21 protein-coding genes are annotated in these 21311 nt (G+C 63.3%); 9 read left to right on the top strand and 12 right to left on the bottom strand.

Going from position 1 to position 21311, the window contains the following annotated elements:
* Positions 1-23 precede the first annotated feature (23 nt).
* The 3 genes from ACTJKH_RS07455 (at position 24) to ACTJKH_RS07445 (ending at position 3133) form a co-directional block, all read left to right on the top strand.
* Complete coding sequence (locus ACTJKH_RS07455; RefSeq protein WP_440736385.1) at positions 24-1673, top strand: DUF4209 domain-containing protein; 1650 nt, start codon at positions 24-26, stop codon at positions 1671-1673.
* A 149-nt stretch (positions 1674-1822) separates the two neighbouring features.
* A complete protein-coding gene (locus ACTJKH_RS07450; protein ID WP_440736384.1) occupies positions 1823-2668 on the top strand; it encodes a hypothetical protein in 846 nt (281 codons plus the stop codon).
* Positions 2669-2857: 189 nt separating this feature from the next.
* Entirely contained in the window at positions 2858-3133 is a 276-nt protein-coding gene (locus ACTJKH_RS07445; protein WP_440736383.1) for a hypothetical protein, read from the top strand.
* Positions 3134-3202: 69 nt separating this feature from the next.
* Here ACTJKH_RS07445 and ACTJKH_RS07440 read toward each other — a convergent pair whose 3' ends face one another.
* Positions 3203-3436 carry a hypothetical protein gene (locus ACTJKH_RS07440; RefSeq protein ID WP_440736382.1) on the bottom strand — a complete coding sequence of 78 codons (234 nt, stop codon included), beginning with the start codon at positions 3434-3436 and terminating at the stop codon, positions 3203-3205.
* Positions 3437-3477: 41 nt separating this feature from the next.
* Between ACTJKH_RS07440 and ACTJKH_RS07435 the strand changes: the two genes are divergently transcribed.
* From ACTJKH_RS07435 to ACTJKH_RS07425, 3 genes are all read left to right on the top strand, one after another.
* Positions 3478-3891, top strand: a complete 414-nt coding sequence (locus ACTJKH_RS07435; protein ID WP_440736381.1) for a hypothetical protein — start codon at positions 3478-3480, stop codon at positions 3889-3891.
* A gap of 14 nt (positions 3892-3905) precedes the next feature.
* A complete protein-coding gene (locus ACTJKH_RS07430) occupies positions 3906-5135 on the top strand; it encodes an MBL fold metallo-hydrolase (RefSeq protein WP_440736380.1) in 1230 nt (409 codons plus the stop codon).
* 133 nt (positions 5136-5268) lie between these two features.
* Positions 5269-5595, top strand: a complete 327-nt coding sequence (locus tag ACTJKH_RS07425) for a hypothetical protein (protein WP_440736379.1) — start codon at positions 5269-5271, stop codon at positions 5593-5595.
* On the opposite strand, the gene ACTJKH_RS07420 is transcribed toward ACTJKH_RS07425, so the two are convergent.
* The 4 genes from ACTJKH_RS07420 to ACTJKH_RS07405 form a co-directional block, all read right to left on the bottom strand.
* The gene (locus ACTJKH_RS07420) at positions 5579-6004 is read right to left on the bottom strand and encodes a hypothetical protein (protein WP_440736378.1); all 426 of its coding nucleotides are present in this window, start codon (positions 6002-6004) and stop codon (positions 5579-5581) included. The genes ACTJKH_RS07425 and ACTJKH_RS07420 overlap by 17 nt on opposite strands.
* Before the next feature lie 81 nt (positions 6005-6085).
* Positions 6086-7915, bottom strand: a complete 1830-nt coding sequence (locus ACTJKH_RS07415; RefSeq protein ID WP_440736377.1) for a hypothetical protein — start codon at positions 7913-7915, stop codon at positions 6086-6088.
* Complete coding sequence (locus tag ACTJKH_RS07410) at positions 7915-9237, bottom strand: hypothetical protein (RefSeq protein ID WP_440736376.1); 1323 nt, start codon at positions 9235-9237, stop codon at positions 7915-7917. Before ACTJKH_RS07410 ends, ACTJKH_RS07415 begins: the two co-directional genes overlap by 1 nt.
* 25 nt (positions 9238-9262) lie before the next feature.
* A complete protein-coding gene (locus ACTJKH_RS07405) occupies positions 9263-10156 on the bottom strand; it encodes a hypothetical protein (RefSeq protein ID WP_440736442.1) in 894 nt (297 codons plus the stop codon).
* Between ACTJKH_RS07405 and ACTJKH_RS07400 the strand changes: the two genes are divergently transcribed.
* Positions 10071-10625 carry a helix-turn-helix domain-containing protein gene (locus ACTJKH_RS07400; protein ID WP_440736375.1) on the top strand — a complete coding sequence of 185 codons (555 nt, stop codon included), beginning with the start codon at positions 10071-10073 and terminating at the stop codon, positions 10623-10625. The genes ACTJKH_RS07405 and ACTJKH_RS07400 overlap by 86 nt on opposite strands.
* Positions 10626-11506: 881 nt before the next feature.
* Here ACTJKH_RS07400 and ACTJKH_RS07395 read toward each other — a convergent pair.
* From ACTJKH_RS07395 to ACTJKH_RS07385, 3 genes are all read right to left on the bottom strand, one after another.
* The gene (locus ACTJKH_RS07395; RefSeq protein ID WP_440736374.1) at positions 11507-11800 is read right to left on the bottom strand and encodes a hypothetical protein; all 294 of its coding nucleotides are present in this window, start codon (positions 11798-11800) and stop codon (positions 11507-11509) included.
* 95 nt (positions 11801-11895) lie between these two features.
* The gene (locus ACTJKH_RS07390) at positions 11896-12705 is read right to left on the bottom strand and encodes a metallophosphoesterase family protein (RefSeq protein ID WP_440736373.1); all 810 of its coding nucleotides are present in this window, start codon (positions 12703-12705) and stop codon (positions 11896-11898) included.
* Positions 12706-12771: 66 nt separating this feature from the next.
* Positions 12772-13419 carry a RusA family crossover junction endodeoxyribonuclease gene (locus ACTJKH_RS07385; RefSeq protein WP_440736372.1) on the bottom strand — a complete coding sequence of 216 codons (648 nt, stop codon included), beginning with the start codon at positions 13417-13419 and terminating at the stop codon, positions 12772-12774.
* Between the two features lie 273 nt (positions 13420-13692).
* Between ACTJKH_RS07385 and ACTJKH_RS07380 the strand changes: the two genes are divergently transcribed.
* The gene (locus ACTJKH_RS07380) at positions 13693-14805 is read left to right on the top strand and encodes a hypothetical protein (protein WP_440736371.1); all 1113 of its coding nucleotides are present in this window, start codon (positions 13693-13695) and stop codon (positions 14803-14805) included.
* Positions 14802-15878, top strand: coding sequence for a hypothetical protein (locus ACTJKH_RS07375; RefSeq protein WP_440736370.1), 1077 nt, complete (start codon positions 14802-14804; stop codon positions 15876-15878). Before ACTJKH_RS07380 ends, ACTJKH_RS07375 begins: the two co-directional genes overlap by 4 nt.
* A gap of 59 nt (positions 15879-15937) precedes the next feature.
* Here the strand turns inward: ACTJKH_RS07375 and ACTJKH_RS07370 are convergent, their stop codons facing one another.
* From ACTJKH_RS07370 to ACTJKH_RS07355, 4 genes are all read right to left on the bottom strand, one after another.
* Positions 15938-18352: a hypothetical protein gene (locus tag ACTJKH_RS07370; protein ID WP_440736369.1), complete on the bottom strand. Its 2415-nt coding sequence runs from the start codon at positions 18350-18352 to the stop codon at positions 15938-15940.
* A complete protein-coding gene (locus ACTJKH_RS07365; RefSeq protein WP_440736368.1) occupies positions 18349-19695 on the bottom strand; it encodes a hypothetical protein in 1347 nt (448 codons plus the stop codon). Before ACTJKH_RS07365 ends, ACTJKH_RS07370 begins: the two co-directional genes overlap by 4 nt.
* Positions 19696-19817: 122 nt before the next feature.
* Entirely contained in the window at positions 19818-20090 is a 273-nt protein-coding gene (locus ACTJKH_RS07360; RefSeq protein ID WP_440736367.1) for a hypothetical protein, read from the bottom strand.
* Between the two features lie 425 nt (positions 20091-20515).
* A complete protein-coding gene (locus ACTJKH_RS07355) occupies positions 20516-21277 on the bottom strand; it encodes an aquaporin (protein ID WP_440736366.1) in 762 nt (253 codons plus the stop codon).
* Positions 21278-21311 lie beyond the last annotated feature (34 nt).

Below are 21311 nucleotides of genomic sequence, written 5' to 3'. Positions count from 1 at the left end.
CAGGTAGCTGACAAGATGAGGGCGTGAACGAGCTGATGCTGAGAGATGCTGTCGCGATCTGGGACCTCCGTCCCAACGATTGGGGGGATCCTTACACAACCGCGAGGAACGTGCCGTTGAAGTCTCCCGTCGACCTCACGGACGACGACGTCGAGGTGCTTCGAGGCATCGACCTGAGTCGCCTGGATCGTCGTGAGCGCATCCGGCTCCTCGACATCATCGCGATCCGTGGTTCGGGACGGGAGCGCGCCGACGCATTCCGCAGGATGGTCGCTGCCGTCGCGGATGAGTGTGCATCCGTCGAGCTTGAACGCGAGGACATCGAGCTGTGTGAGCGGGCTATCGAAGTGGCGCTTCGTTTTAAAGGGGACGTCGGAAAGGAGGGCGCACGTCTCGAATCGCACTTGGTCGCTCGGCTTCTAGCGTCCGCCATCTACGCGGAGGTGATCTTGATCTCCGACGTACTGTTCACGCACAGTCGTGCCCGGGGCCAGGCGGCTGCCATCGCGTCTCATCTACGCGATCTTGCCGAGGGGGAGGCGCCGTGGGACGGGAGACAGCTTCGGGAAGCGGCGGCAAACTGGCACTACACGATTGGGGAGACGTCGGCGGCTTTCGATGACACTGTCTGGATCGTTGGCAGCCTCATAGCGGAAGCTGACGCCGTGCGCTCGTCTCGGCCCATGCACGCGGCCGACGCGCTTGAGAACGCGCTGAAGGTCCTCCGCACCATCCCGCAGTCAGAACGTGCGTCCCGCGGACTCGCAGAGGCGGATAAGCGGATCAAGGCGAAGATCGATGCCGCCAACTCTGAAAGGCATCGTTTCCTCGCCACCGTGCGTGACGAGAAGGTCGACGTCAGCGCTGCCGCAAAGCGTGCATGGACGGCGACGCGTGGGCGTGAGCTCGAAGAAGCTGTGCACGTGCTTCTGTATCAGCGAGACCTTGCGGACTATGCCCAGATGCGGAGAGCGGGGGAGGCGAGCAGCAAGGCACTGTTCTTTTCCACGGTGTACATCTCGGCTGACGCGCGCACGATTGCCCGTAGCGACGCCGGCGAGATTTATGGGGTTCCCGACGACGTGTGGGCGCAGATGGCCGAGGCTTATGACGAGCGGGTTGGACGCACGGTCGCGGGACACATCATCCCGATTTGGCAGTCGATGAGAGCTGACCATGCCCTTCGTGTCGACGACTTCCGAGAGCTGGCGAGAGTCAGCTCCATCGTGCCGGCGGGTCGGGAGTACTCCGTGGCTCGGGCGCTCGCGTATGGCTACGACGGAGACTTCTTCACGGCGGCGCAGTTGCTGGCCCCGCAGGTCGAGAACATGGTTCGTGTTCATCTCGCGAACGCTGGTGTCCTCACTCGTTCGTATGAGGGTGGCGTGCAGCACGAGGTAGGGCTGTCATCGTTGATGGAGCGGGCGGAGGCGGGATCGGTGTTCGGGGACGACCTCGCGTTCGAGATTCGAGCCCTATTCTGCGGCCCGCTCGGACCGAACCTCCGCAACGAGTTCGCGCATGGACTCGTGAACGACTCGGGATCCGGGATGCACGCGAGCGTCTACGCATGGTGGTTGATGTGGAAGGTCGTGAATCAGCCTTTCGCCAACCCGCTTCACGATGTCGAAGCGGCCGCGGTTCGAGAGCCTGCACTACCAAGTCGCGAATAGGTCGCACAGCGCACGTCTGCTCGGCTCGCACACGCGACGTTCAGTGAATTCCGACCGCTTCCGTCATGCGTAGACGTTGCGCCTCGCTGGCATAACGTGAAGTACCGTTGACGCACACACTACGGGAGGCTCTCTTGTTCGATGCTCACGTGCTTAAGGTGCTCATCGCATCGCCGTCAGATGTGAGGACGCTGCGAGACAGCGTCGAGCAGTCGCTGCATGAATGGAATACGGATCGTGCGGCTGCCGCCACGACGATCTTGCTGCCGCGCCGGTGGGAGAGCGGCGCCGTGCCACAGCTCACGGGTGAAGACGGCCAGTCGGTGATCAATCATCAGCTTGTCGATGACGCCGACATCATTATCGGGGTCTTCAGCCAGACGCTCGGTTCAGCGACACCGCGCGCCGCGTCCGGAACCGCGGAGGAGCTCGAACGCGCGCGTGATGCCGGCAAGCCGGTGCACGTGTACTTCAGTGCGATGCCTATTGACAGAGACCATGACCGAGAGCAGCTTGCCGCGCTCGATGCATTTAAGCAGTCGCTTCAGGAGATCGGGCTCTACGGGACGTTCGACACGGCCGGCGACCTCGAGAAGAAGGTTCGAGCAGCTATCGAGCATGACATCGCTGGGCTGGGACTTGGCAGCCCCATGCTTCAACGAGCGGGGGGCGCCGAAGTTGCGGGACACTACAAGTACGAGCGCGAGGCGGATTCGAAAGGACGTATGCGCACTCGACGCGAGCGAGTTGAGATCGTGAACGCGGGTACGTCGACAGCGGAGGACGTGCAAGTAACTCTCGTTTCTGAAGATGAAGGCCTTGAAGCCCCTTCCTTCTACAACGCTGCCACGCCGTTCACTCTGGCCCCGAATGGCGGCACGTTCGCACTGCCCATCCTCGCCTACGCCGGCTCAGCGAATCATGTTCGCGTCGAATTGTCGTGGAAGGAAGATGGGGAAGAGCGACAGAACTCGCACTCGCTCTCGCTTCTTTAGGCGGCGGAGTTCCGCACCGACGTCAACCGGATGGGCAACTTTTTGAACTGAGCTCGCAGGTCCGCCGTGGTTGCTCGAAAAAGTGCGTCAGGAATCGCGCGCTGGGACAAAAGTGCAGACTTCTGAGTCCTCCTGCGGGCGCTAGCGTGAGCGGCGAGACGAGAGATTTCGACAACAACGGGAGACGCCATGGCGGTGCACTGGGTGAATTACGACCTGAGGAAGCAGGGCCAGGATTACACGAAGCTCATCGACTACCTGAAGTCGTCTGGGACGTGGGCCAAGCCGCTAGACAGCAGCTTCTTCGTCAGCACCACTCTGACGGCCGCTCAGCTTCGGGACGGAATCATGGAGCACATCGATTCGAACGACGCTGTGGTCGTCGTCGACGTCACCAGCGACGACTGGGCAGCATTTGGCATTTCTGAGAAGGTCAGCGACTGGATGAAAGACGAACTGAAGTAACGTCCCCACGCGGCAGGCCGATGACGGGCTTCATCGACCTGCCGCTGTGCGAGGCACTTACGGCGCGAGCTAGTGGAACCGACGTAGCCACGCGTCGATGTCTTCGAAGGCGTAGTACACAACGTTGTCGACGCGGACCGCTGCGGGTGCGCAGCCGGCCCATCGAAGCAGCCGCAGCTTGTGGCGGCTGATCCCGAGGTCGTCGGCCAACATGGACTCAGTGCGCGCTTTCTCCGCGAACACGGCGTGCTGCGCCGCGGACGAGCGGAAAGTTACAGCGTCGCGGTTGAACAGGTAAGGCATAGTTCTCCGATCTTCGGAGCTCCTATGCGGGAGGGAATCACATGCGAGACATCAACACCGGCGGGGACGTGCACGGAGGAATCCACGTCAACGAGGGCCCCACATACGTGGACTATCGCCATCTCTCATCGGACGTGCTCGAAAACGAGCATGCTCGACTGCGCATGAAGCGCTCAGCGAGACGCCGCAAGAGATATCGCAACATGGCCGTTGGCATGGTGATCGGCGCGGTCGTCGTCATCGGCGGGCTATGGGCTTTGAACTCGCTCGACCCAGCTTGGGTCCCCATCCTCGGCGTTGCCGTTGGCATCGGTGCCTTCGTGTTCTCTATCAAGAAATGGGGAGAACCGACAAGAGACGAACTCAACGTCATGAACGGGATCGAGGAGATCCGACAGATCTTGGCCTATCGAGAGGCCGGCGAGACGGGTTCTGGCCGCAGCGCGCGCCGCTAGGGCAGGAGGCAGAGATGACAACACGAATCGATTTCACGAGGACTCAATGGGCCGTCGGACAGGGGTTCTTCCACTCCGGCGAGGTGTCCTGCCTGGACGCTCGCGCGCTGTACGTGTACGACTGCGGGTCGCTATCGTCGAACTCTCTCGATAGGGAGCTGGACGAGTTCATTGACCGGTACAGCGACCGCGTCGTCGACTTGGTCTTCGTATCCCACTATCACTACGACCACGTCAGCGGCCTGCCGAAGCTTCTCAAGGACGCGAAGGTCCGAGCCGTTGTGATCCCTGTTTTGTCGCCAGCCGAGCGCCTCGTCGCAGCCGCCGTGACGACCCCCGCGTCAGACGTCACCGGGTGGACCATGTTCTTCGCCGCGGACCCGGAGGGAGCGCTACAAGAAGTCGCGCCCGACATCGAGATCATTCGCGTGTTCCCAGAAGGAGAAGACGGGGCCGACGGGGACGATGACGATGACCCCGACTTTGATCATGTAGACGTTGGTGTCGGTGGCGGGGAAAAACTCACCGCGCCTACGCAGGTCAGCCTGCGGATCGGGAAGAGGTCCGTCCTGCAAGGAACAGACGCGTCGGGGGCGACGGTGAAGTTGTGGGAGTGGCGCGGATACACGACGAAGTTCGCATACGGCCGCGAGAAAAAGCTTCTGGAGAAGCTGGCGAAGCAGAGCGGGCTCGACGAATCGAAGGTCGAAGCCGCTCTTGCTGACCCGGCGCAGTTCCGAAGCTTCGTCGAGACCTTCCACACCCAAATCACACAGGCGTTCGCCGAGTCTTTCGCCGACGTCAACCTTTCCTCCCTGCTCGTCTATAGCGGACCGGCCGACGAACGTCCCGTGTCGGGCCTTGTCTACCGCACGCGAACGGGTGAGGTGGAAGGGCGGGAGATTGGCGCATGGGACATCCGACCAGGATGGTTCGGTACCGGGGACCAGAAGATGGGTGTGCGGCGCTGCAAGGAAGTCGCGAAAGAGTTCGAGAGCGAACTGCACCGCGTCGGTGTGCTTGCACTCCCGCATCACGGGGCGTCGTCCAGCTACCACCCTGCCCTCATCAAGATGTTCCCCGGGCAGAAGCCCACGTGCGTGGCAGCAGCGGGCGAGAACAGCCCATACGGACACCCGGAGCGTGAGGTGCTGTCCAATGTCGCATCACAGGGAAGCCCCATTGTCATCGTCACTGAGGACGTGCGGTCGCGCATCACTGAGTCTGGGGCGGTCGACTTTTGAGAAAGTCGAGCAACACGAGGAAATCCTCGTCGCGGGACCGGACGCGCGCGCTCGATACTGTGGACAGGTGACTCTCCTCGATTTCTCTCGCACCGTTCACACGGAGCAGGCACCCGACGGCTTCATTCCCACCATGGTCGACATGCCGACGACGCAATCATTTGGTGAATGTCGCGTCAGGTTCGAGCCTTGGAAGGCCGGAGGGATCGTCTTCGTCATCGTGCGCGGGGTCGACGATGTTCATACTCTGACGACGTGCGCCGAGCAGATCGAGGAGTGGGTGCGGAAGATCTGGGGCCTACACGCACGTGTCATCGAAGACTGGGCGAGCGAGGCTCCTCGCTACCGCGTGCAGGGTGACGACGGCGAACGGGTGGCCGCGGATGTCGACGAGTTGGGGGAGATTGGTCTCATGCTCACCCGCGACCCCTCCGGCGAGCTCATCACAGGGCGCGCATGACCCGAGGGACAACTTCGACGTAGGCGTCGAAGCGGAAGCCGTCGCAGACGAACTGGCCGTCGTTGAACAGCCCGTGACCGTCCCAGGTGAAGGCGAAGGTCCAGCCGTCCGCTGTCTCTGCGACTCCCACGTCCTCCAGCTGCTGCCGCAGATCGCGGGTGAGGATGGGCAGCATTCGGGCTGCCGCGTCCGCGGTCGTCGATGACGCGGGCGTCGGATTCAGTGATTCGGAGGACCCGACGAAAATCGTGTAGCCGGGAACCGTAGTCAGCGGGCTGTCGCGGAGGCGCGCGCGGATCCGCCCGGGGTAGTGCTGGTGCAGCAGCGTGCGCAAAGCAAGTCCGATCTCGACGGTGATGTCGCTGACGTAGTCGTCAGGGTGGATGGGCTGGATCGCAGTCGTGGTCATGGTTGCGTGCTTTCTGAAGAGGTGAGGTACCCGGGCTTCGGGTACCTCACCTCCATGCGCGGTCTCGCGTCGGAGCATGCGTCACACGGGTATCAGGCCGTAACGCGCGCGACGTCCGGCGGGCATGCCGCGCCCCTTCTTGACGCTTTTAGTGCGGCGCGGGGCGCTGACGTGACGGTTGGTGCGCTTCTGCCGGCGGTTCGGTTCCGGGGCCGGGCGGGTCTCGTCGTACTCCTCCTCCAACCATTTGAAGATGATGCGGCCGTTCATCGCGATGACTCCGATGAGTGCCTGGAATGCCTGTGCAGCCTCGCCGCGCATCCGGCGGTTGGTGGAGTCGTGCAGGCTGTTGTCCGCATGCTTGAGAAGGTTGTTGAACGATTCGATGGTCTGACGCCCGTACGTGTGCGCTTCATCCCACTCCTGGCTGCCATAGCGGTGGTGCTGACGGTACTTGGCACCGAGGTCGGCGTCGAAGGTGACGCTGGAGCCATTCGTGCAGATGTGGCCCGGAGCCTTCGGCGGGTTCTCCACGGGAAGGGGGGAGCGTCCTTCGCGCGGTGCCGGCTCGTTCGGCTTCAGCGGGCATTCCAGGCTTCGGTTCGTTCCGGAGCCCGGGCAGCTCATCACGAGGTTGCCGTTCGCCTGCTTGTCCTTCTGGTACAGCTCCCACTTCGCCCGCTCCTGGAGGGCGGCGTAGCGCCGCTGGCGGTGGCTGAGTTCACGCTCAGCCCGAATCGCCTTCGTCAGCGTCTTGTTCTTCTTGTCCTCCTGCACGGCCTTGTTGTACCTCACCATGATTTCGCGATGGGTCATCGGGGTGGCCGGGCACATCCAGCGCCCCTCGAGCATGAAGGCACCGTGCGCCTGCGCCTGGATGACGCCTTCACCTTTGGACGCCTTCGCCTTCGGGTCCGGGTACCGCATGCTGAGCATCGCTCCCGCCTCGCGCAGGGGCGTCTGCAGGACGCTGGGGTTCGCGTTCGGCAGGTATGCCTGGTCTCCGATGACGTAGCCGAGGCCGTGTCCCCAGGCGAGAATGTCGTCGAAGATTTCGCGGGCCCGGTAGTTGGATTCAGTGTTCGGGGTGTGGAAGTTGAATCCGACGATGATGTGCGGGACGGACTCGCGGTAGTCCGAGTCGTTGGAGACGAGGATGGCGAGCTCGCTCTCGTACCCGTACCCGACCTTCTTGGCGTGAGTCTCGGTGCCGTCCCAGCTGTCGCGCTGGTCGTAGGTGCGCACGTACCATCCGGCGTCCGGGTCCATCGGAATCGTCTGGTCGTCGCGACGCTTCTCCCGCCGCTCCGAGGACATGCCCTTACTCGGGGCGGCGAGGAACGTGGCGTCGACGGCCACGCTCAGCTCGCGCGTCTTCGCGGACTCCGGCAGAGACTCGTACTGCGCGTGCAGCAGGTCGTTCGCGAAGTGGAAGAAGCGCATACGTTTGTCCTCGAGCTCGTCGGCGCGTTGTTCGCGGTAGTCCACGACGGAAGGCCACTCGCGCTTCAGCAGTGCCCGCTGCCGGCTCAGGGCGGGCTTAAGAGGCTCGATGGACTCGATGGGCTTGTAGTCGAGGACGTCGAGCAGACGGTTGGTGGCCCGCTCAACGCGGTTCTGCATGTCCTCATACGGCACCGGCTCGAACGCGACGCGCAGGATGGCTGCGGCCTCGGGGGTGAGCCGGTCGCTGAGCACTTCGGCAACGCGCGTCGCGTACAGGGGCTCTTGCTCGAGAGCGACCACGAGCCAAGCGATGAAAACCGCGCGAGCGCTGAGCTTAGGCGGTCGACCACCGCGGTACTTGCGGTCATCGAGGTCCCACTGGCAGACCTTGTCCATGACGCCGGAGGTGTCGACGATGTTCGCGGCCCACTTGATGGTGTTGAGGGGAACGAGGTGAGCAGCCATCACTTCACCTCCATCGAGAGGCGGAACGCGGCAGGCTGTGCGGAAGCGGGCACGTGGTCGGCGAAGGCGGCGAGGCGGCGCAGGAAGTCTGGTGCGCTGAGACCAGCGGCGGACATCAGCGAGTAGATGTTCGTCGACGCGTTGACGTGAGTGAGCAACCACGTCGCACGCAGCCTCTGCGCGCTCGGCGAGTTCGGGCCCAGGTTCTGCAATGCCGCGCCGAGCGTGACGGCTGTCCTGAGCGTCCAGTCCGGGCCGACGAGGTACGCGTCCGCGGCCGTGCTGCGTGCAGCAGACAGCTCGTCGTGCCACGCGCTGAGAACCGGGACGGTCCGGTCAGGGAGCTGCACTCCCAGCAGGCCGTCGTCGAGGGTGACGATGTCGGCGCAGCGGACCTGCAGCATCTCCGTGCCGGTGAGACCGCAACCGAGGCCGAGCGCGACGATACCAAGCGCGCTGCGCCGTCGGACGTCCGTCGGCTGCCATTCTGCCCAGCGCAATATCGCGCCCTGCTCATCCTCGTTGTATGGCATCGAGGGGGTGGAGGTGGTGGCGATGGTCCGCTGCTCGGGGGTGCTGCGCAGTCCGGCGATAGCCCGCAGGCGTTTGCGCTCGCGCTCGGCGACCGGCCCGTCGACCTCTGAGTGTCGGTGGGATGTGTAAGTGTCAATGATGTTGGCGCGGAGGATGGATTCGTTCATCCCTCCGACCCCGGTCATGAGCACCCAGTCGGCGAACGCGGAGAGCGTCGCCAGGCCGTGCTGGATGGCACGCTCGGTCCGACCGTGCGCGTAGCGGGTGCGAATGGTCTCCCGAACGAAGCCCTCCATCTCGGACCAGGCGGTGGCGTCCAGGGTGCGGGGTGTGTAGTTGTCGATGATGTGGTGAGTGGTGTTCATGACCAGTACATGCACGGTGGGCCGCTGTATTGTGTACGGAGCTACCTGAAGTCCTTTTCGTAGCGATTTCACGCACAGGAAGGCGATGTGTTGGATTTTCGGTACCCGCCAAATCACCATGTTCCGGACTACGAGCGGTTCGGTTCGAGTGACACTCTCATGTGGTCTGGCCCCGACGATCCGGACCCGGAGCGGCGCGCGGCACGCATCCAGGATCAGGCGGCGAGGATCGTCCGCTTGCGTCTGAAGGCCGACGGCATCACCCAGGCGCAGTTCGCGGAGTCCATCGGGATGGATCGGCCGAAAGTGAGCCGTCTGTTGACGGGCGCTATGTGGGCGAGCCTTATTGACCTCGAGATTCTTCTCGGTGGGTGCGGCGCGACGCTGACCTCCATTTCGCTCGCCATCGGTGACGGCTCGCATCAGAGCACACGGGTGAAGAAGATCATCAGCTCGTACCTTCGAGAGCAACTTGCGAAGGTGGAGGAAGAAAACGCTCATATCGAACCAGAGCGTCCATCGACTTGAGGCCGGCCCACCAGAGGAGGTCCTGCATAGGAGTTCCGGCCGCCATGTGATCCACCAACCATGTCGCGCGCATACGTTGCGTAGACGGGCGTATGCCTTCGTTCGCGCAGGACGCGACGAAGTTGGTGACCATGTTCTTGCTGCCAACGATGTTGGGCCGAAAAATGGGAGCGGTCGTGTCGTCTGCCCGGCTGACGATTGCTCGAAGGTCGTCCTGCCAGTCGACGTTCACAGGAACGGTCCGCCCGGCCACCTCAATCGCTCTCCCATCGCCGACGACGTCGACTGGTCTGACCGCGCAGAGGTCGCGGGGAGCGAGGCCTGCGCCGAGCCCGAGGACGGCGATGACTTGTGCGGGGATCTGCTTGCCGTCGAGTTGCCGCGCGGCCCACTGCCAGATGCCGTCGACCTCGTCGAGCGTGTAGGGAGTCGATGGCTTCGCTGCGGAGAGGGGTGTGAGTTGCGGTGTGCGGGGGATGACGTCCAGCGCTTCCCCGACGCGCAGCAGAAGGGAACGTCGCCGGCCTCGGGTGGAGTTTTGAGTCGTGTCCATGACCGCGGTGGCGGTACCAATGACGTCGCGGCGAAAGACCGTCTCGCGCGTCATCGAGTATCCGGCACCGTTGACGCACCAGTCGACATGGTGGGCAATAGCGTTGACGACGGACGCCTCTGCGTAGTTGAGTCCCGGAAGGGCATCGTCTGCAGCGAGGACCACAAACTTCCTGATGTGTGCCCATTCTTCTTCGGGCAGGTCCGGCCTGTACCGTTTGAGGTCGATGGGGGCTGGACGCACGCGCGAATCCGACGACATGGCGACCTCCTCCCTGGGGTGCCGCGACAGTAGCATTTCCAATAAGGCCATGTATAGGGGTCCTTATGGATTACTCTCGGCGCGTCCCGGAACCGCCTCGCGCTGGGTGACCATGATTATCGAGTTGACGCGGTTGACATGGTGTAATTGGACATGTCTAACAGGCCGGAATCATAGGGTGTGTTTTTTGAGACCGGGTGCGCATGCTGAGAGTGTGTGGGACGAGGAAAGCGCGAGCCGCTTAGGTGCGACGCTCCGGCAGCTACGGAACGCGCGTGGCCTTTCGCAGGAGGCCCTCGCCTATCAGGCGGGCATCACGAAGAACCAGCTGCAGCTCATCGAATCGGGACGTGCCTCCGGCCGAAAAGATGAGTCGGGACCGTCCAATCCCCGAATGGCAACACTCAGTGGCCTCGCTGGAGTGTTGGGCATCAGTGTCGCCGAGATCATCACCGACGCAAAGATCTAACCGCAGGTCCGGTCTCTTCGCTGCGATTGATGGCCCTAGGCAGCGCTATTGGCACGCCGTCGGTGCCTGTCGTCCACGCCAGCCATTGATGAAGAACGTCGGTGTCCCGTTGACGCTGCTTCGGATGCCTCCCGGCATGGCAGTCACGACCGGTTGTGCGGCATCCCGAAGGGGCCGACCGTGGATGAGATCGGTGACGTCGACCAGGGGCTCAACGTCCCGCAAACTCACGGTTTGGTATACCAAACCGTGAGTTTGATGCAATTTCGGCAATCTTGCCTAGCTCTGCCAGGGAGTCCTTGGCAGGATTCTGCCGTACTCTCTACTGGGATCGGGGGTCGCTGGCAAGGCTGCCAAGTAGTAAGTATGTTTTATGAGAGATCAAAAAGAAGAAGTAGATAAAGGGGGAACTTCACTCCCCAACTCTCTATAGGGGCACACCCCGCGCTTGGTCACCTTGGCAGGTTGGACGCGGCCCCTACTCGCGACTGGGCACACGGGGTATTTCAGCCTTGGCAAGGACCTTGGTCCGGGCCGGATGTGAAGTTTTTCCGGGATCGGGCCAAGAACACCCCAGATGTGCCGCAGGGTGATACGTGAGAGAGAGTCGCGGACAACACATTCCCGTCGAAGCAGATCCCAGGACTGCTGAGCAGCCGCGACCGAAGCCCGAGGCATAGACCTCGCGCCGGGCCGTGTCTGAAAACTCCACAGCGAACTATCGCGGTACGCGACACTCGACGCGCTTAGGCGGTCTGCGCCACCCCGCAGCTCATCAACCGACTCACTGACTGACAGGAGACGCCCGGCGTGCATTCGACGCACATGCTTGGCGCACTGGGACAGCGACTAGCCGGGACGGGATCTTGCGATGCGGCGAGCTAGCTGCTCCACGCCCACGCCGTGTGCCTGGCATCGCGGAGGACGTCTTCGAGGTGGCCTGCGCGCAGCTGCTCCATGGGGCTGGGTGCTTCCTCGCCTGTACCGTCGTTGACTCGAGTGTTCAGCCACTGCGCCCAGGTCCATGTCCCTTTCGTGCCGGTGCTCAGTACGTGAAGCACCTCGTTGATGCCCTCGACCAGATGTCCCTCGTGCACCTGAAACGCGGGGTAGAGCACCTTGCCGTCGCTCGTCGATACCTCGAGCACTCTGAGTGACGCAGCAGCCTCAGCCACGTCAGATTCCGTCCAGCCGAGGGTGCGAGCGAGCGAGGCTGCGGTGTAGCAAGGGCCGACAATCGCCGCCCATGAATCCGCTTTCTCGGACTCCGTCACACCCCTGCCGCCGCTCGGATCGCCTTCAGGCTCGGGGTTCGCAGGGTCAAGGAGCTCATGTCAAGAAACCCCAGATGCCCCTCCTGGCCTTCTCGCCCCAGGCTGCCGACTCGGCGGCCGTCCTCCGTGGCACCGCCACCAGCCACGTGCATATGGCCGTGCAGCAGAAGCTCGGGCCGTGCAGCATCCCACGCCTCAGCGACGCGCGCTCGGGACGTCGCTGAAGCGGCGAGGGCGTCATCGGGGAATCCCATCGGGTTCGTCCGGAGGGTCTCCCGAACCGCTCGGACGGGTGTGCGGGCAGGGCCTTCATGGGTGAGCATCAGGTCCGCCGGGCCGCTCGCGATGGCCGCGGCGACGTGCTCTTCGCTGATCTCCTCATCGGGCCACCAACTCACCCCTGGCTGTCGCCAGGCCTTGTCTACGGAAGACGCGCCACCGAGCGAGAGCACGGCACGGTCGCCGATCCTGAGGCGACCGGGACGAGGAAGTAGCCAGGTGATGTCAGACACCCGCACGGCGGCCGTGGGGTACGCGTCGAGCAGAGGGGACACCTCATCCCACGGCTCATGGTTACCGAGGGTGACGTAGATCTGCTTGATGTTGGACGCGGCAAAGGCGTCATCCACCTCCTCGGGCTGCATCCACCAGTCACCGAGTTGCAGAAGTGTCGTCACGTCCGGCGCGAGCGCGGTCAACGCTTTGGCCAGAATCCTCAACCAGCCCGCATTGCCGTGCACGTCGCCGCACACCGCGACGCGCCGGTCTGGCAGGACGATGCGACGTTGGTACTCGAGCGCTTTCATGGGAACCTCCTTCTGGCCGTTAACCATTTGTACAAGGCCATGTCACGGAGTGCTAGTGCTCGACCTCTAGGCGGATCCCTCGTCCCGGTCGCGAGGGCGGTCCTCTCCCGGGGCACTCCTGGGGATGACGTCGTGAGGCTCTGAACGCTCAGCGTGCAGATCTTGAAACGTCGTGTGGTTGTAGACGGGGAAGTGGTGCATCAAGAGTCGTTGCCGCGGGAACGGTCGGCTGATTGGTAGCACCTGGTCGGCGACGTCTTCGACGATGCCCATGTTGAGCAGGTCTTGACGAGCCGTCAGCATGTTCCGATAGCTGCCCACGCGCCTTGGCCAGAACTCCGGCTGAAGACCCGGCAGGATGTAGCACCGATCTGAGCTGAACTCGACGAACGCGGTGTGTGCGCGAGTCGCGGTATCGTCGGGCATCAAGGACTGGAACTCGAGCTCGAACCCGACCCCGACCCCGACCGGTCCGGGCGTCATCCAGCTCGCTCGAATTGACTGCACCTGGTTGTCGTCAATCATGATGCCGGAGGGGCCCGTCACTGCGTCGAGGAGTGGCTTGATGACGTTGTCGAGGTCTGCGGCGGTCTGTGTTTGGTAGCGGTCTTTCTCGGCGACGAACAAGGTGAGTGTGACCTCGACGTCGTGGGTGAAGAGGAAATCGGTGTCCGTCGAGATCGCCTCCCGCAGTGCCGCCTGAAACTCGCTCACCCTGATCCGCTTCGCTTGCAGCGAGAGGGGAGGGACTGTCGACGTCACGGTGACCCGCCCCGCCTCCCGGTAACCGTTGACTGTGAACGCTGTGTGGTCCATGCTCACTCCGTTCCTGCTCGAGCGTGAAGGTCTCGCTCCACTGTGAGCATGCCAGCTCGATGAGGGGCGCCCTCCCCGCATGTCGGTCAGGACTTCGCATGAGCGGCAAATACGGCGTGACGGCTGTCTGTTGTGCGCGACGATGTCACAGCGGTCAGATAGGGTCACCACGTGCCCACCAAAGACGAACTCAGGATTGTTGTCGGCCGACGCATGCTCCTCGAGGATGCGCTCTGGATGGGAGACGTTCTCACCAGTGCGCTTCGTCATGACGGGCCGGCGCAGGCGATGGTCCCGCTGCTGCTGTCGGGGCATGCCGCGCGCATCGTCTATGAGGGGCGTGGACTCCTCACATCACGGAATCCGGATGTCGCACTTCCCGCGTTCGTGGAACAGCTCCCCGATAGCGAACACCCTTCTATCGCGCTCGCTCGTCACGCCACGAAGATGCTCGACAATCAGACCCGCAAGGACAAGCCACTCAGCGAGTTCGAGGCGGAGATCCATCAAGCGTGGATGTCGCAGAGGGCATTGCTGTTTGCTCCAGTCAAGCGAGGCTTCACCTGGATGCAGCCGGACCTCGGCTTCTACACGCTCGACGGTGATGTCGTCGGAGCAACAATCCCACTCCACATGCGGTTCGGCCTCGACACGGTGTCCCCAGAAGGCTATCCGCAGTTCTTCAATGACTTCGGTAGGGATCTGGTCACCTCGCTGCAGATCTACACCTGCCTGTCGGGGCGTACTGATGCCATGGCCACCACGGTGGATGTGAGCCCTGTCGATGCAGTTGACGACAACGACAAGTTCGTGAAGCGCTACCTCGGGAGGGCGTACGACAAGGACCTCAACCTCGACCAGAAGCTCCTTCTTCTCCTTGTGGAGTCGGAGGTCAACACGGCGAACGCTCTCATCCCTCAGATGACGGGGACGCACGTGTCCGCCGCTTTCCGTGCGCGGCTCATCAGCTTGTGGCACGCGATGTCATCGCTGGGCAAGGTTCTCGATGCGAAGCCCGGAGCTTCGTCTCCCGGACGGGACAGGGTGCGCGCTGTCGTTGAATCCGCCGACGCGCGGCGGCTATCCGCGTCCGGCATGCGCGAAGTGCGAAACCGCAGTGTTCACTACGAGATCCCAGGCGACCGCGAGATCGTGTTCACGGACGGGCCGATGTTCGGGATCATCGAGCATCAGACCACCGAGAGTTTCGCGAGCATGGACGCGCTCGTCCTTGACCTCAGCGCGGAGCTCGGCTCGGTGCTGCGGCAGTGGAGAGGACAGTGACCCTGGCCGACGCGAGTAACGTGCTGGTCATCGGCTGCGACGAGTCCGGGTCAGAGGGCGAGACGTTGGTCGCCAGCCAGCATCCTGTCTTCGTGCATGCGAGCGTGAACCTACCAGCAGGAGAAGCGGAGGACCTGCGAGACTGGATGCGCGCTGAGACGCGTACCCAGGCATCTGAGATGAAATCGAAGACTGCACTCCTTCCGAGGAACCGCAGAGTCCTTTTCCAAGCGCTCGACCGGCTCTCTGGCGCTGCGAACATCACCCTGGTCGACAAGGCGTACTTCCTCACCAGCAAGCTTGTTGAGACGCTCGTCGGCCCTCACGCCGAGCAATGGGGCACCGATATCGGCAGGTCCGGCTTCGGCAGAGCTTTGGCCGAGGTGCTGGATCGCCGGGCCCCTGCGTCCGTCGGCATCTCCCGCTGGGACGCCCTCCTCAGTAGCTATAACTCACTCGTCCGCTCCCACCGACGGCAAGGCGCAGAACCTCCCACGGTGGGCGCGTTCTTCTCCGCCCTTGAGGACGCGCTGCGACACAGCACGGATGACGACGTACGAGAAGCACTCACGCTGGTGTGGGATTCACGAATGTTCGCGCACGAGTACCAGGGGAGAAGCGAGGTGGAGTTCCGAGAGCTGGACCCGCTGATGCCGACGATGAGTGGTGTCGCAAGAAACTGGGCGATGCGCATCGGCGACGCGCCCTTCACATTCCTCGCCGATACCTACAGTGGCCTGACCCCGGTCGTGCGCGACTACATTGTGGAGGCATCCCGCATGCCGCTCGCCGTCGGCGGCTACCTTCTTCCGAAGCCAAACCTTCGCGGAATCTCTCTCGAGGACTCACGTGAGGACGCTCGCATTCAACTCGCGGACATCCTTGCGGGCATCGGACGGGAGGTCGCCCGGATGGCGATGGAGGGGACGTTCGATGATGACCTACAAGTGGCGATTCACGAGATGCTCGACAACACGGTGATGGCGTCCGACGGGTCGCCGCTGGATGTGCTCATCGACCGTCGCCCGATTGCTTACCGGGACGAGTGGGTCGCCACGCATTGGGGTATGTAGCTCCCGGCAGACATGGTGCGGCAGTGCCTCGGTGCATCACACGTGCCTTGTGACTGGAGTCAGCTCGCGATGTGGCCGTTCACATAGAGAAGCAGGGCCCGCACGTGAGGTGCTGACTCATGCAGGTCCTCGAACATGTCCCCGTACGCCTCTTTGAGCTGGGAGAACAGGCTCGCGAGCGAACGGTGCTTGATCTTCAGGCCCGAGTCTTTCGCGTGGATTCCTTCGGAGAGCGCGAGCAAGAACTCGAATGCCGCGTCCCCGGCCTCGCCACCGAGGTTGGACAGTACGAACCACAGCAGGTCAGCGACCGCTCGGCTGGCATCCTCATCGGAGGTGTAGTTCAACTCCCCGGGCTCCGCGGCACGGATCACCGCCGCTTGAATGATGGGGTCGTTGAAACGGTCGAACACCGCGGGGTGAAGCGCATAGCCGTGCCGGCGGGCGGTGATGGTCCTACTCTCGATGCGGGGACTGCGCCGTCGCGATTCGTAGAGAAGGTGTGCGACGGTTGCGTAGATCTCGGCATGCGTCGGGGTCGCTGCGCTCCCGTGCGTTTTCCAGTCGAACGGCCAGAGGGCGAACTTGGCGTTCACCTCGGCGATTACGCCGCTCTTCTTCGCGCCGACGAACAAAGTGGAGCTGTTCACCGCGCCCAGAATCTCGAGTCGACCTTCGAGCGTGGCGATGAGGTCGGCGTCGGCGTCGTTGTCAGCCAGCCACGCACCGACCGTTCGGAGAGTGGCATCTTCACGGCCCCACGGAGTCTTCGACCCGGGGAATCGCGGTTCACGAGGAACCTTCCAGACGTGGTTGAGCTTGCTCGTCTCCGAATCACTCACTCGCTTGAGAGTGCCCTCCAGCATGTCCCACGTCGTCGAGGATTCGGGGTGCGCGGCCGCGACGAAGTATCGGAGATGGAAGTTGCCTGTGACTTTGCGCAGATCGCGGCTCACGGACGTGAACTGACGACCGGATCCGAGAACGGCGGCACACACGAGAATCGTTCCACCATCGAGGTCGTCGAGGCTCGATGTCCCCGCCTTTCGCCATTCTCGCCAGATCACCGGGTCGTCGCCGGTCTCCTCGAGATTGCTCACCGCTTCGTTGCCGATGAGCTTGTCGGCGAGCATCTGTCCGAGTGCGGTGGAGTCGTCGTCGAGGAGCGAGACAATAGCGACTATCGTGCCGTCTGCGGCACTCTCAGCAGCGGCCGTGATCTGCCGGGAGACTGCCGAGTCGGGATCCGTGAAGAGGTGCCCGAGGCGCGTGGAGACGCCATGTGGCGACGCTCCGGCCGAAGAGCCCCGGTCGAACGTGATGGCGTCCAGGCCGAGAAGATCGTCGAAGTAGTTGGAGCCATCAAACTGCGTGAGCTCATCAGGGATCCTTCGCCTCGGACCCTTCGGCTCGCGAAGTGGCCGGTCCGTGAAGGAGGGCATCCGCAGGTCGAGCGCGCTCGTTGCCGGGAAGAAGGAGTCCCCATCCAGCTGGATCTCTCCGCTGCCGATATCGCACGCCTCGCACTTCCCGCTCTTGAAAGTCTTGTACGGCGTGATGCGCGACCCGCGGACGGATGGATGCGCCTTCGGGTCGTGGTCGCTGAGGTCGCACAGCATGAGGCCCGATTTCTCTGGCCACGGTTCCTCCGAGATGTAGAAGAGAGTGACCACCTGACTGTCGGGAAGTTTCTTCTCATCGACGATCTGGCGTGCGAGCGATCCCGATGTGGAACCGGAGACGAGGACGATGTCCCCGGTCTGGGGACTCAGGTTTGGGTCCAGGCCGCTGTACCCGCCGAACGTCTCGATGCGGTGATGACCGGGGTTTCCGCCGCGTCGAAGAAGGTCCGCGTACGCGTATCCCACGACAGAGATCGCGGCGGTGTCGACCCACACGGTGGCGTCATCTTCTGGGATCTCCAGCACATGCAGCAGGGACATGGCGACGAAGTACGCGTGGTGGACGCGGGACACGGCCTGGGAGGTGCGGATGAAGTGCTCGGAGTGGCTGCCGCTCGGATGAGTGAAATGGAAACCTGCCGCCGCGGTTGCCAGCGCTTCTGAGTCCCGGAAGAGCTGTCGCAGGCCATCTTGGACGACGTCGTTGACGATGTCGTCGGTGACAGCGTGGAGATGGGCCTCTTCGCGCAGCTGCTCGCGGAAGACGCCTTGGACGTCGACGCTGAAGAAGCGGTACTCGCGGGGCGCAGACGTGTCGCCTTCTTCCCCGAACCGTTCCGACGTGCTCAACGTCGTAAAGAGGGGGAGCAGATCCTCCGGGAACACGAACCAGACTTCGGACACCTCATGCCGCGGGCGAAGGTACTCGCGGAGCGGGATCAAGAAGGCCTCTGCGGCGGTGAAGTTCAGGCCCGTCCAGTGCACGGCGACGAACGCGGGGAATCCGTCGCGGTCGACTTCGGTGGTGAAGAGGTAGCGGTTCTCGTCGATCCGGGTGCGCTTCTCTGTCACGGTGCCACCTCGAAGTCGACGGGGTAGACGATGGTGACAGCTGTTCCCAGCCTCGGGCCGACAACGAAATCGCCAGCTTCGGGGATCCATTCGACGATGAGGGACGGCGTCGTTGTAGATCCAGCGTCCACCGGTTCGAAGGGGCGGTCGACGAAGTTTCGAAGCATCTCCACTGTCCCGGTTCGGATAGACATGAAGCCGTTGAGGTTCGTCAGACTCTGCTGTACGCGTGCCAACCCGATGTCACCGAGGTCGACACGACGGCGCTTCAGGTTCTTCGCGAGGGCGGCGGTGAGGTAGCTGATCTCGGTCTTCTCGGACAGTAGATGACCTTCATTCAGGCTGTCTGCAAGGGAGCGGGCGAGGCCGACCCCACTGTCGATGATGGTGGCGGCACCCAATACGACGCGGGTGACTTCGCGTCCGGTCTCCCTCTGGGCGAGCCGGGCGACATCACGCACGTAGCCGACGAAGCTGGGGTCTGAAGCGGTGGCCGCGGTGATCTCATCCGGGGCATAGCTGTACTCGCGGAACGTGAATGAGCGGCAGTTCGCGCCGGTGCGGCCTCCGGCGAGGTGTGCGGCGTGCCACTGCGTGTTCTGCACGAGCTCGAACAGGATCTCGCCGACCTCGTCCTGGACGGGCTTCCTCTGTTGCCGAACCTTCGTCGCCAGCGCAAGTGCGATGCCGCGAAGTTGGGGAACTCGCTGGCTGAGGTTGTGGAAGGGTGCCTGGCCGGTCACCGGATGCTTGGTGCGGGTGACGTTGCCGGCCGGCGTCGCTTCCTCGCTGAGCTCACTGAGCGGATCACGAACGGGCGCACTCTCTGTCGGCCACAGGTCGTGATAGAGCGTCCGTGCGGTCTCTTCCACACCTGGCTCGCCATTCCAATCGGAGTGAAGATCCGGGCTGGTGCGGTTGCTGAGCGACTGTGCCACTAGGAGGATGCTGGATGTCTCAGCCCCGTCTCCGTCGTGCGCGCTGAAGGCCTTGCGGGCCGAGAGTTGTTCCCGAGCACGCTTCTTCGCCTCGTCGGTGACGTCGTCTCCGTCCACGGTGACACGCTCGGCGAGGTAGAGCGCAAAAATCTCGACGTCGGAGAGGGCGCTCCCGCTCCGTAGGCGTTCGAGGGTCGCTGCGGTCAGCTCGAGGACGCGTCCGGTCATGTTCTGGCCCCAGGTGAGAACAAGCTGCATCCACATGCTGTACTGCCCGGGCGTGAGCGGATGGAGAATGTCCTCGAGCGTCAGCGTCGTGTCTGCGCCGCCATCGACACCCATCTGCTCGTGCCACTCACGTAGCGTGGACCGCGACGTGGACGGGGCAAGTCGGAAGTGCAGCATGCGGTCTCCTGGTCTTCGCGTTGGGCCAGCATATTGGGGACGAGCGTCGTTGCTCAAAGCGCAGGTGTGCGGGGTGCCACCCGTCCTCGCGCGACCTCGGGGGCACGTGGGGACCCGACCCTTCACAGGTTGGATCGCAGCCACTGAATGAGCTTCGCGGACAGCCCTACCGATGCCCACTCCTGACCTTCCACGTCGACGACAACGACGGTGTCGTTCGGGTCGATGTGCTTGCGGATGTCTTTCACTAGATCGACTGCGGTCGAGTTCGATTTGACGAAGAAGCTGCTCTTCAGTGGCTTCGCCCACTTCGCATGTGACTGGAGGAACGTGATGAGCGTGTCATAGTTCTGACCCGGACGGTTGAGGTCGTAATTCACCCAGTAGATGGCCATTCATGCTCCCCAGTTCGTGGTCCCCACAGGAACCCATGCGCGTGCATCCATCAAGACACAGGTAGCGGTCGTGGCAACAGGGGCGAGAGAGGTGCCTTTTTGCAGCTCGACGGACTTCCTGACGAACCTCGAATCGAATCGCGAGCTCTCGGGGCGGTCCTGGGGTAACCGCCCCGAGAGCTGCGTTGGGGACCGGATGCTCTTCGAAGCCCTCGGAGTGTGCGGCGACGCCCGAGGAGACATCCGCGGTTCACGATAGGACCGCCCGCGGTCGTCGTCTGTCCGCCGTACGGGGGACAGTCCGACCGTCGGACCGAGACCTTTTGCCGCTGAATGAGAAACCTGACCTACCTGACGCTGGTGGCACTCACCGGAGGTACGCGGGCGCCTTCAGGCTGACCAGGACACAGTGCGCGCGCTCCGCGTCAGGACGTCTGCACGCGCCTGTTCGACCAGCGACGCTCGAGCGAATATGCACCACCAACGATGAGCGCGCCACAGATGGGCGCGACAATCGACATCCACAGCTGAGAGAGGGCGACCTCGCCGCCGTAGATAGCGGTGGCGATAGACCGAGCTGGGTTGAACGATCCGTTTGAGATGGGGATCGCGGTCAGTGCGACCAAGGTGAGCGTGCCGCCGATGGCCGCAGGCGCAAGCGCGGGGTTCGACCCGGAAGTGGTGACGCCCAGCACGACTGCGACGAGGACGCCTGTCGCCAGCATCTCTACGAGGAACGCGGAACTGAGGTCGAAGCCGCCGGGAGACAACGCTCCCCACCCTGTGGATGCGAAGCCGTTCGTCTGTGCGGTCCTCAGGATCCCGTTGGGTCCACCTGCGGACACAAGGAAGATCAGTGAGGAGGCGGCGGCTCCACCAAGCACCTGCGCCGCGATGTAGGGCGCGCTGTCGCGCCAGGCGAAGCGCCCGGCGATGGCGAGACCGATGGTCACCGCGGGGTTGAAGTGACCGCCGGAGACCGGTCCCCACGCCGAGGCCCCGATGAGCACCGATAGTCCAAGGGCGATGGCCACGCCGAGGAACCCGATGTCGAGACCGCTCGCGCCTTGCTTGAATCCGGCGCTGAAGGTCGCCGCTCCCACGACGCCGACAACGAGGAGGAAGGTGCCCATGAACTCGGCGATGAGCCGGAGGACGAGCGTGGGGGAGGTGAGTGCGTGAGACATAGAGGGTCCTCAGGGTGTGGAACTGGCCAGGGCG

It is taken from the genome of Microbacterium sp. 22215, from assembly GCF_052045655.1.
GTDB classification, from domain to species: Bacteria; Actinomycetota; Actinomycetes; order Actinomycetales; family Microbacteriaceae; genus Microbacterium; species Microbacterium phyllosphaerae.
This window is presented reverse-complemented; position numbering and strand designations above follow the sequence as displayed.

What these genes read in the sequence shown, in the direction of transcription:
- ACTJKH_RS07445 (WP_440736383.1), top strand. Translation starts at nt 2,858, where the DNA reads ATGGCGGTGCACTGGGTGAATTACGACCTGAGGAAGCAGGGCCAGGAT.
- ACTJKH_RS07440 (WP_440736382.1), bottom strand. Translation starts at nt 3,436, where the DNA reads ATGCCTTACCTGTTCAACCGCGACGCTGTAACTTTCCGCTCGTCCGCG.
- ACTJKH_RS07435 (WP_440736381.1), top strand. Translation starts at nt 3,478, where the DNA reads ATGCGAGACATCAACACCGGCGGGGACGTGCACGGAGGAATCCACGTC.
- ACTJKH_RS07430 (WP_440736380.1), top strand. Translation starts at nt 3,906, where the DNA reads ATGACAACACGAATCGATTTCACGAGGACTCAATGGGCCGTCGGACAG.
- ACTJKH_RS07425 (WP_440736379.1), top strand. Translation starts at nt 5,269, where the DNA reads ATGGTCGACATGCCGACGACGCAATCATTTGGTGAATGTCGCGTCAGG.
- ACTJKH_RS07420 (WP_440736378.1), bottom strand. Translation starts at nt 6,004, where the DNA reads ATGACCACGACTGCGATCCAGCCCATCCACCCTGACGACTACGTCAGC.
- ACTJKH_RS07415 (WP_440736377.1), bottom strand. Translation starts at nt 7,915, where the DNA reads ATGGCTGCTCACCTCGTTCCCCTCAACACCATCAAGTGGGCCGCGAAC.
- ACTJKH_RS07410 (WP_440736376.1), bottom strand. Translation starts at nt 9,237, where the DNA reads ATGCGAGCCGTCACCGATGGCGAGCGAAATGGAGGTCAGCGTCGCGCC.
- ACTJKH_RS07400 (WP_440736375.1), top strand. Translation starts at nt 10,071, where the DNA reads ATGTGTGCCCATTCTTCTTCGGGCAGGTCCGGCCTGTACCGTTTGAGG.
- ACTJKH_RS07405 (WP_440736442.1), bottom strand. Translation starts at nt 10,156, where the DNA reads ATGTCGTCGGATTCGCGCGTGCGTCCAGCCCCCATCGACCTCAAACGG.
- ACTJKH_RS07390 (WP_440736373.1), bottom strand. Translation starts at nt 12,705, where the DNA reads ATGAAAGCGCTCGAGTACCAACGTCGCATCGTCCTGCCAGACCGGCGC.
- ACTJKH_RS07365 (WP_440736368.1), bottom strand. Translation starts at nt 19,695, where the DNA reads ATGCTGCACTTCCGACTTGCCCCGTCCACGTCGCGGTCCACGCTACGT.
- ACTJKH_RS07360 (WP_440736367.1), bottom strand. Translation starts at nt 20,090, where the DNA reads ATGGCCATCTACTGGGTGAATTACGACCTCAACCGTCCGGGTCAGAAC.
- ACTJKH_RS07355 (WP_440736366.1), bottom strand. Translation starts at nt 21,277, where the DNA reads ATGTCTCACGCACTCACCTCCCCCACGCTCGTCCTCCGGCTCATCGCC.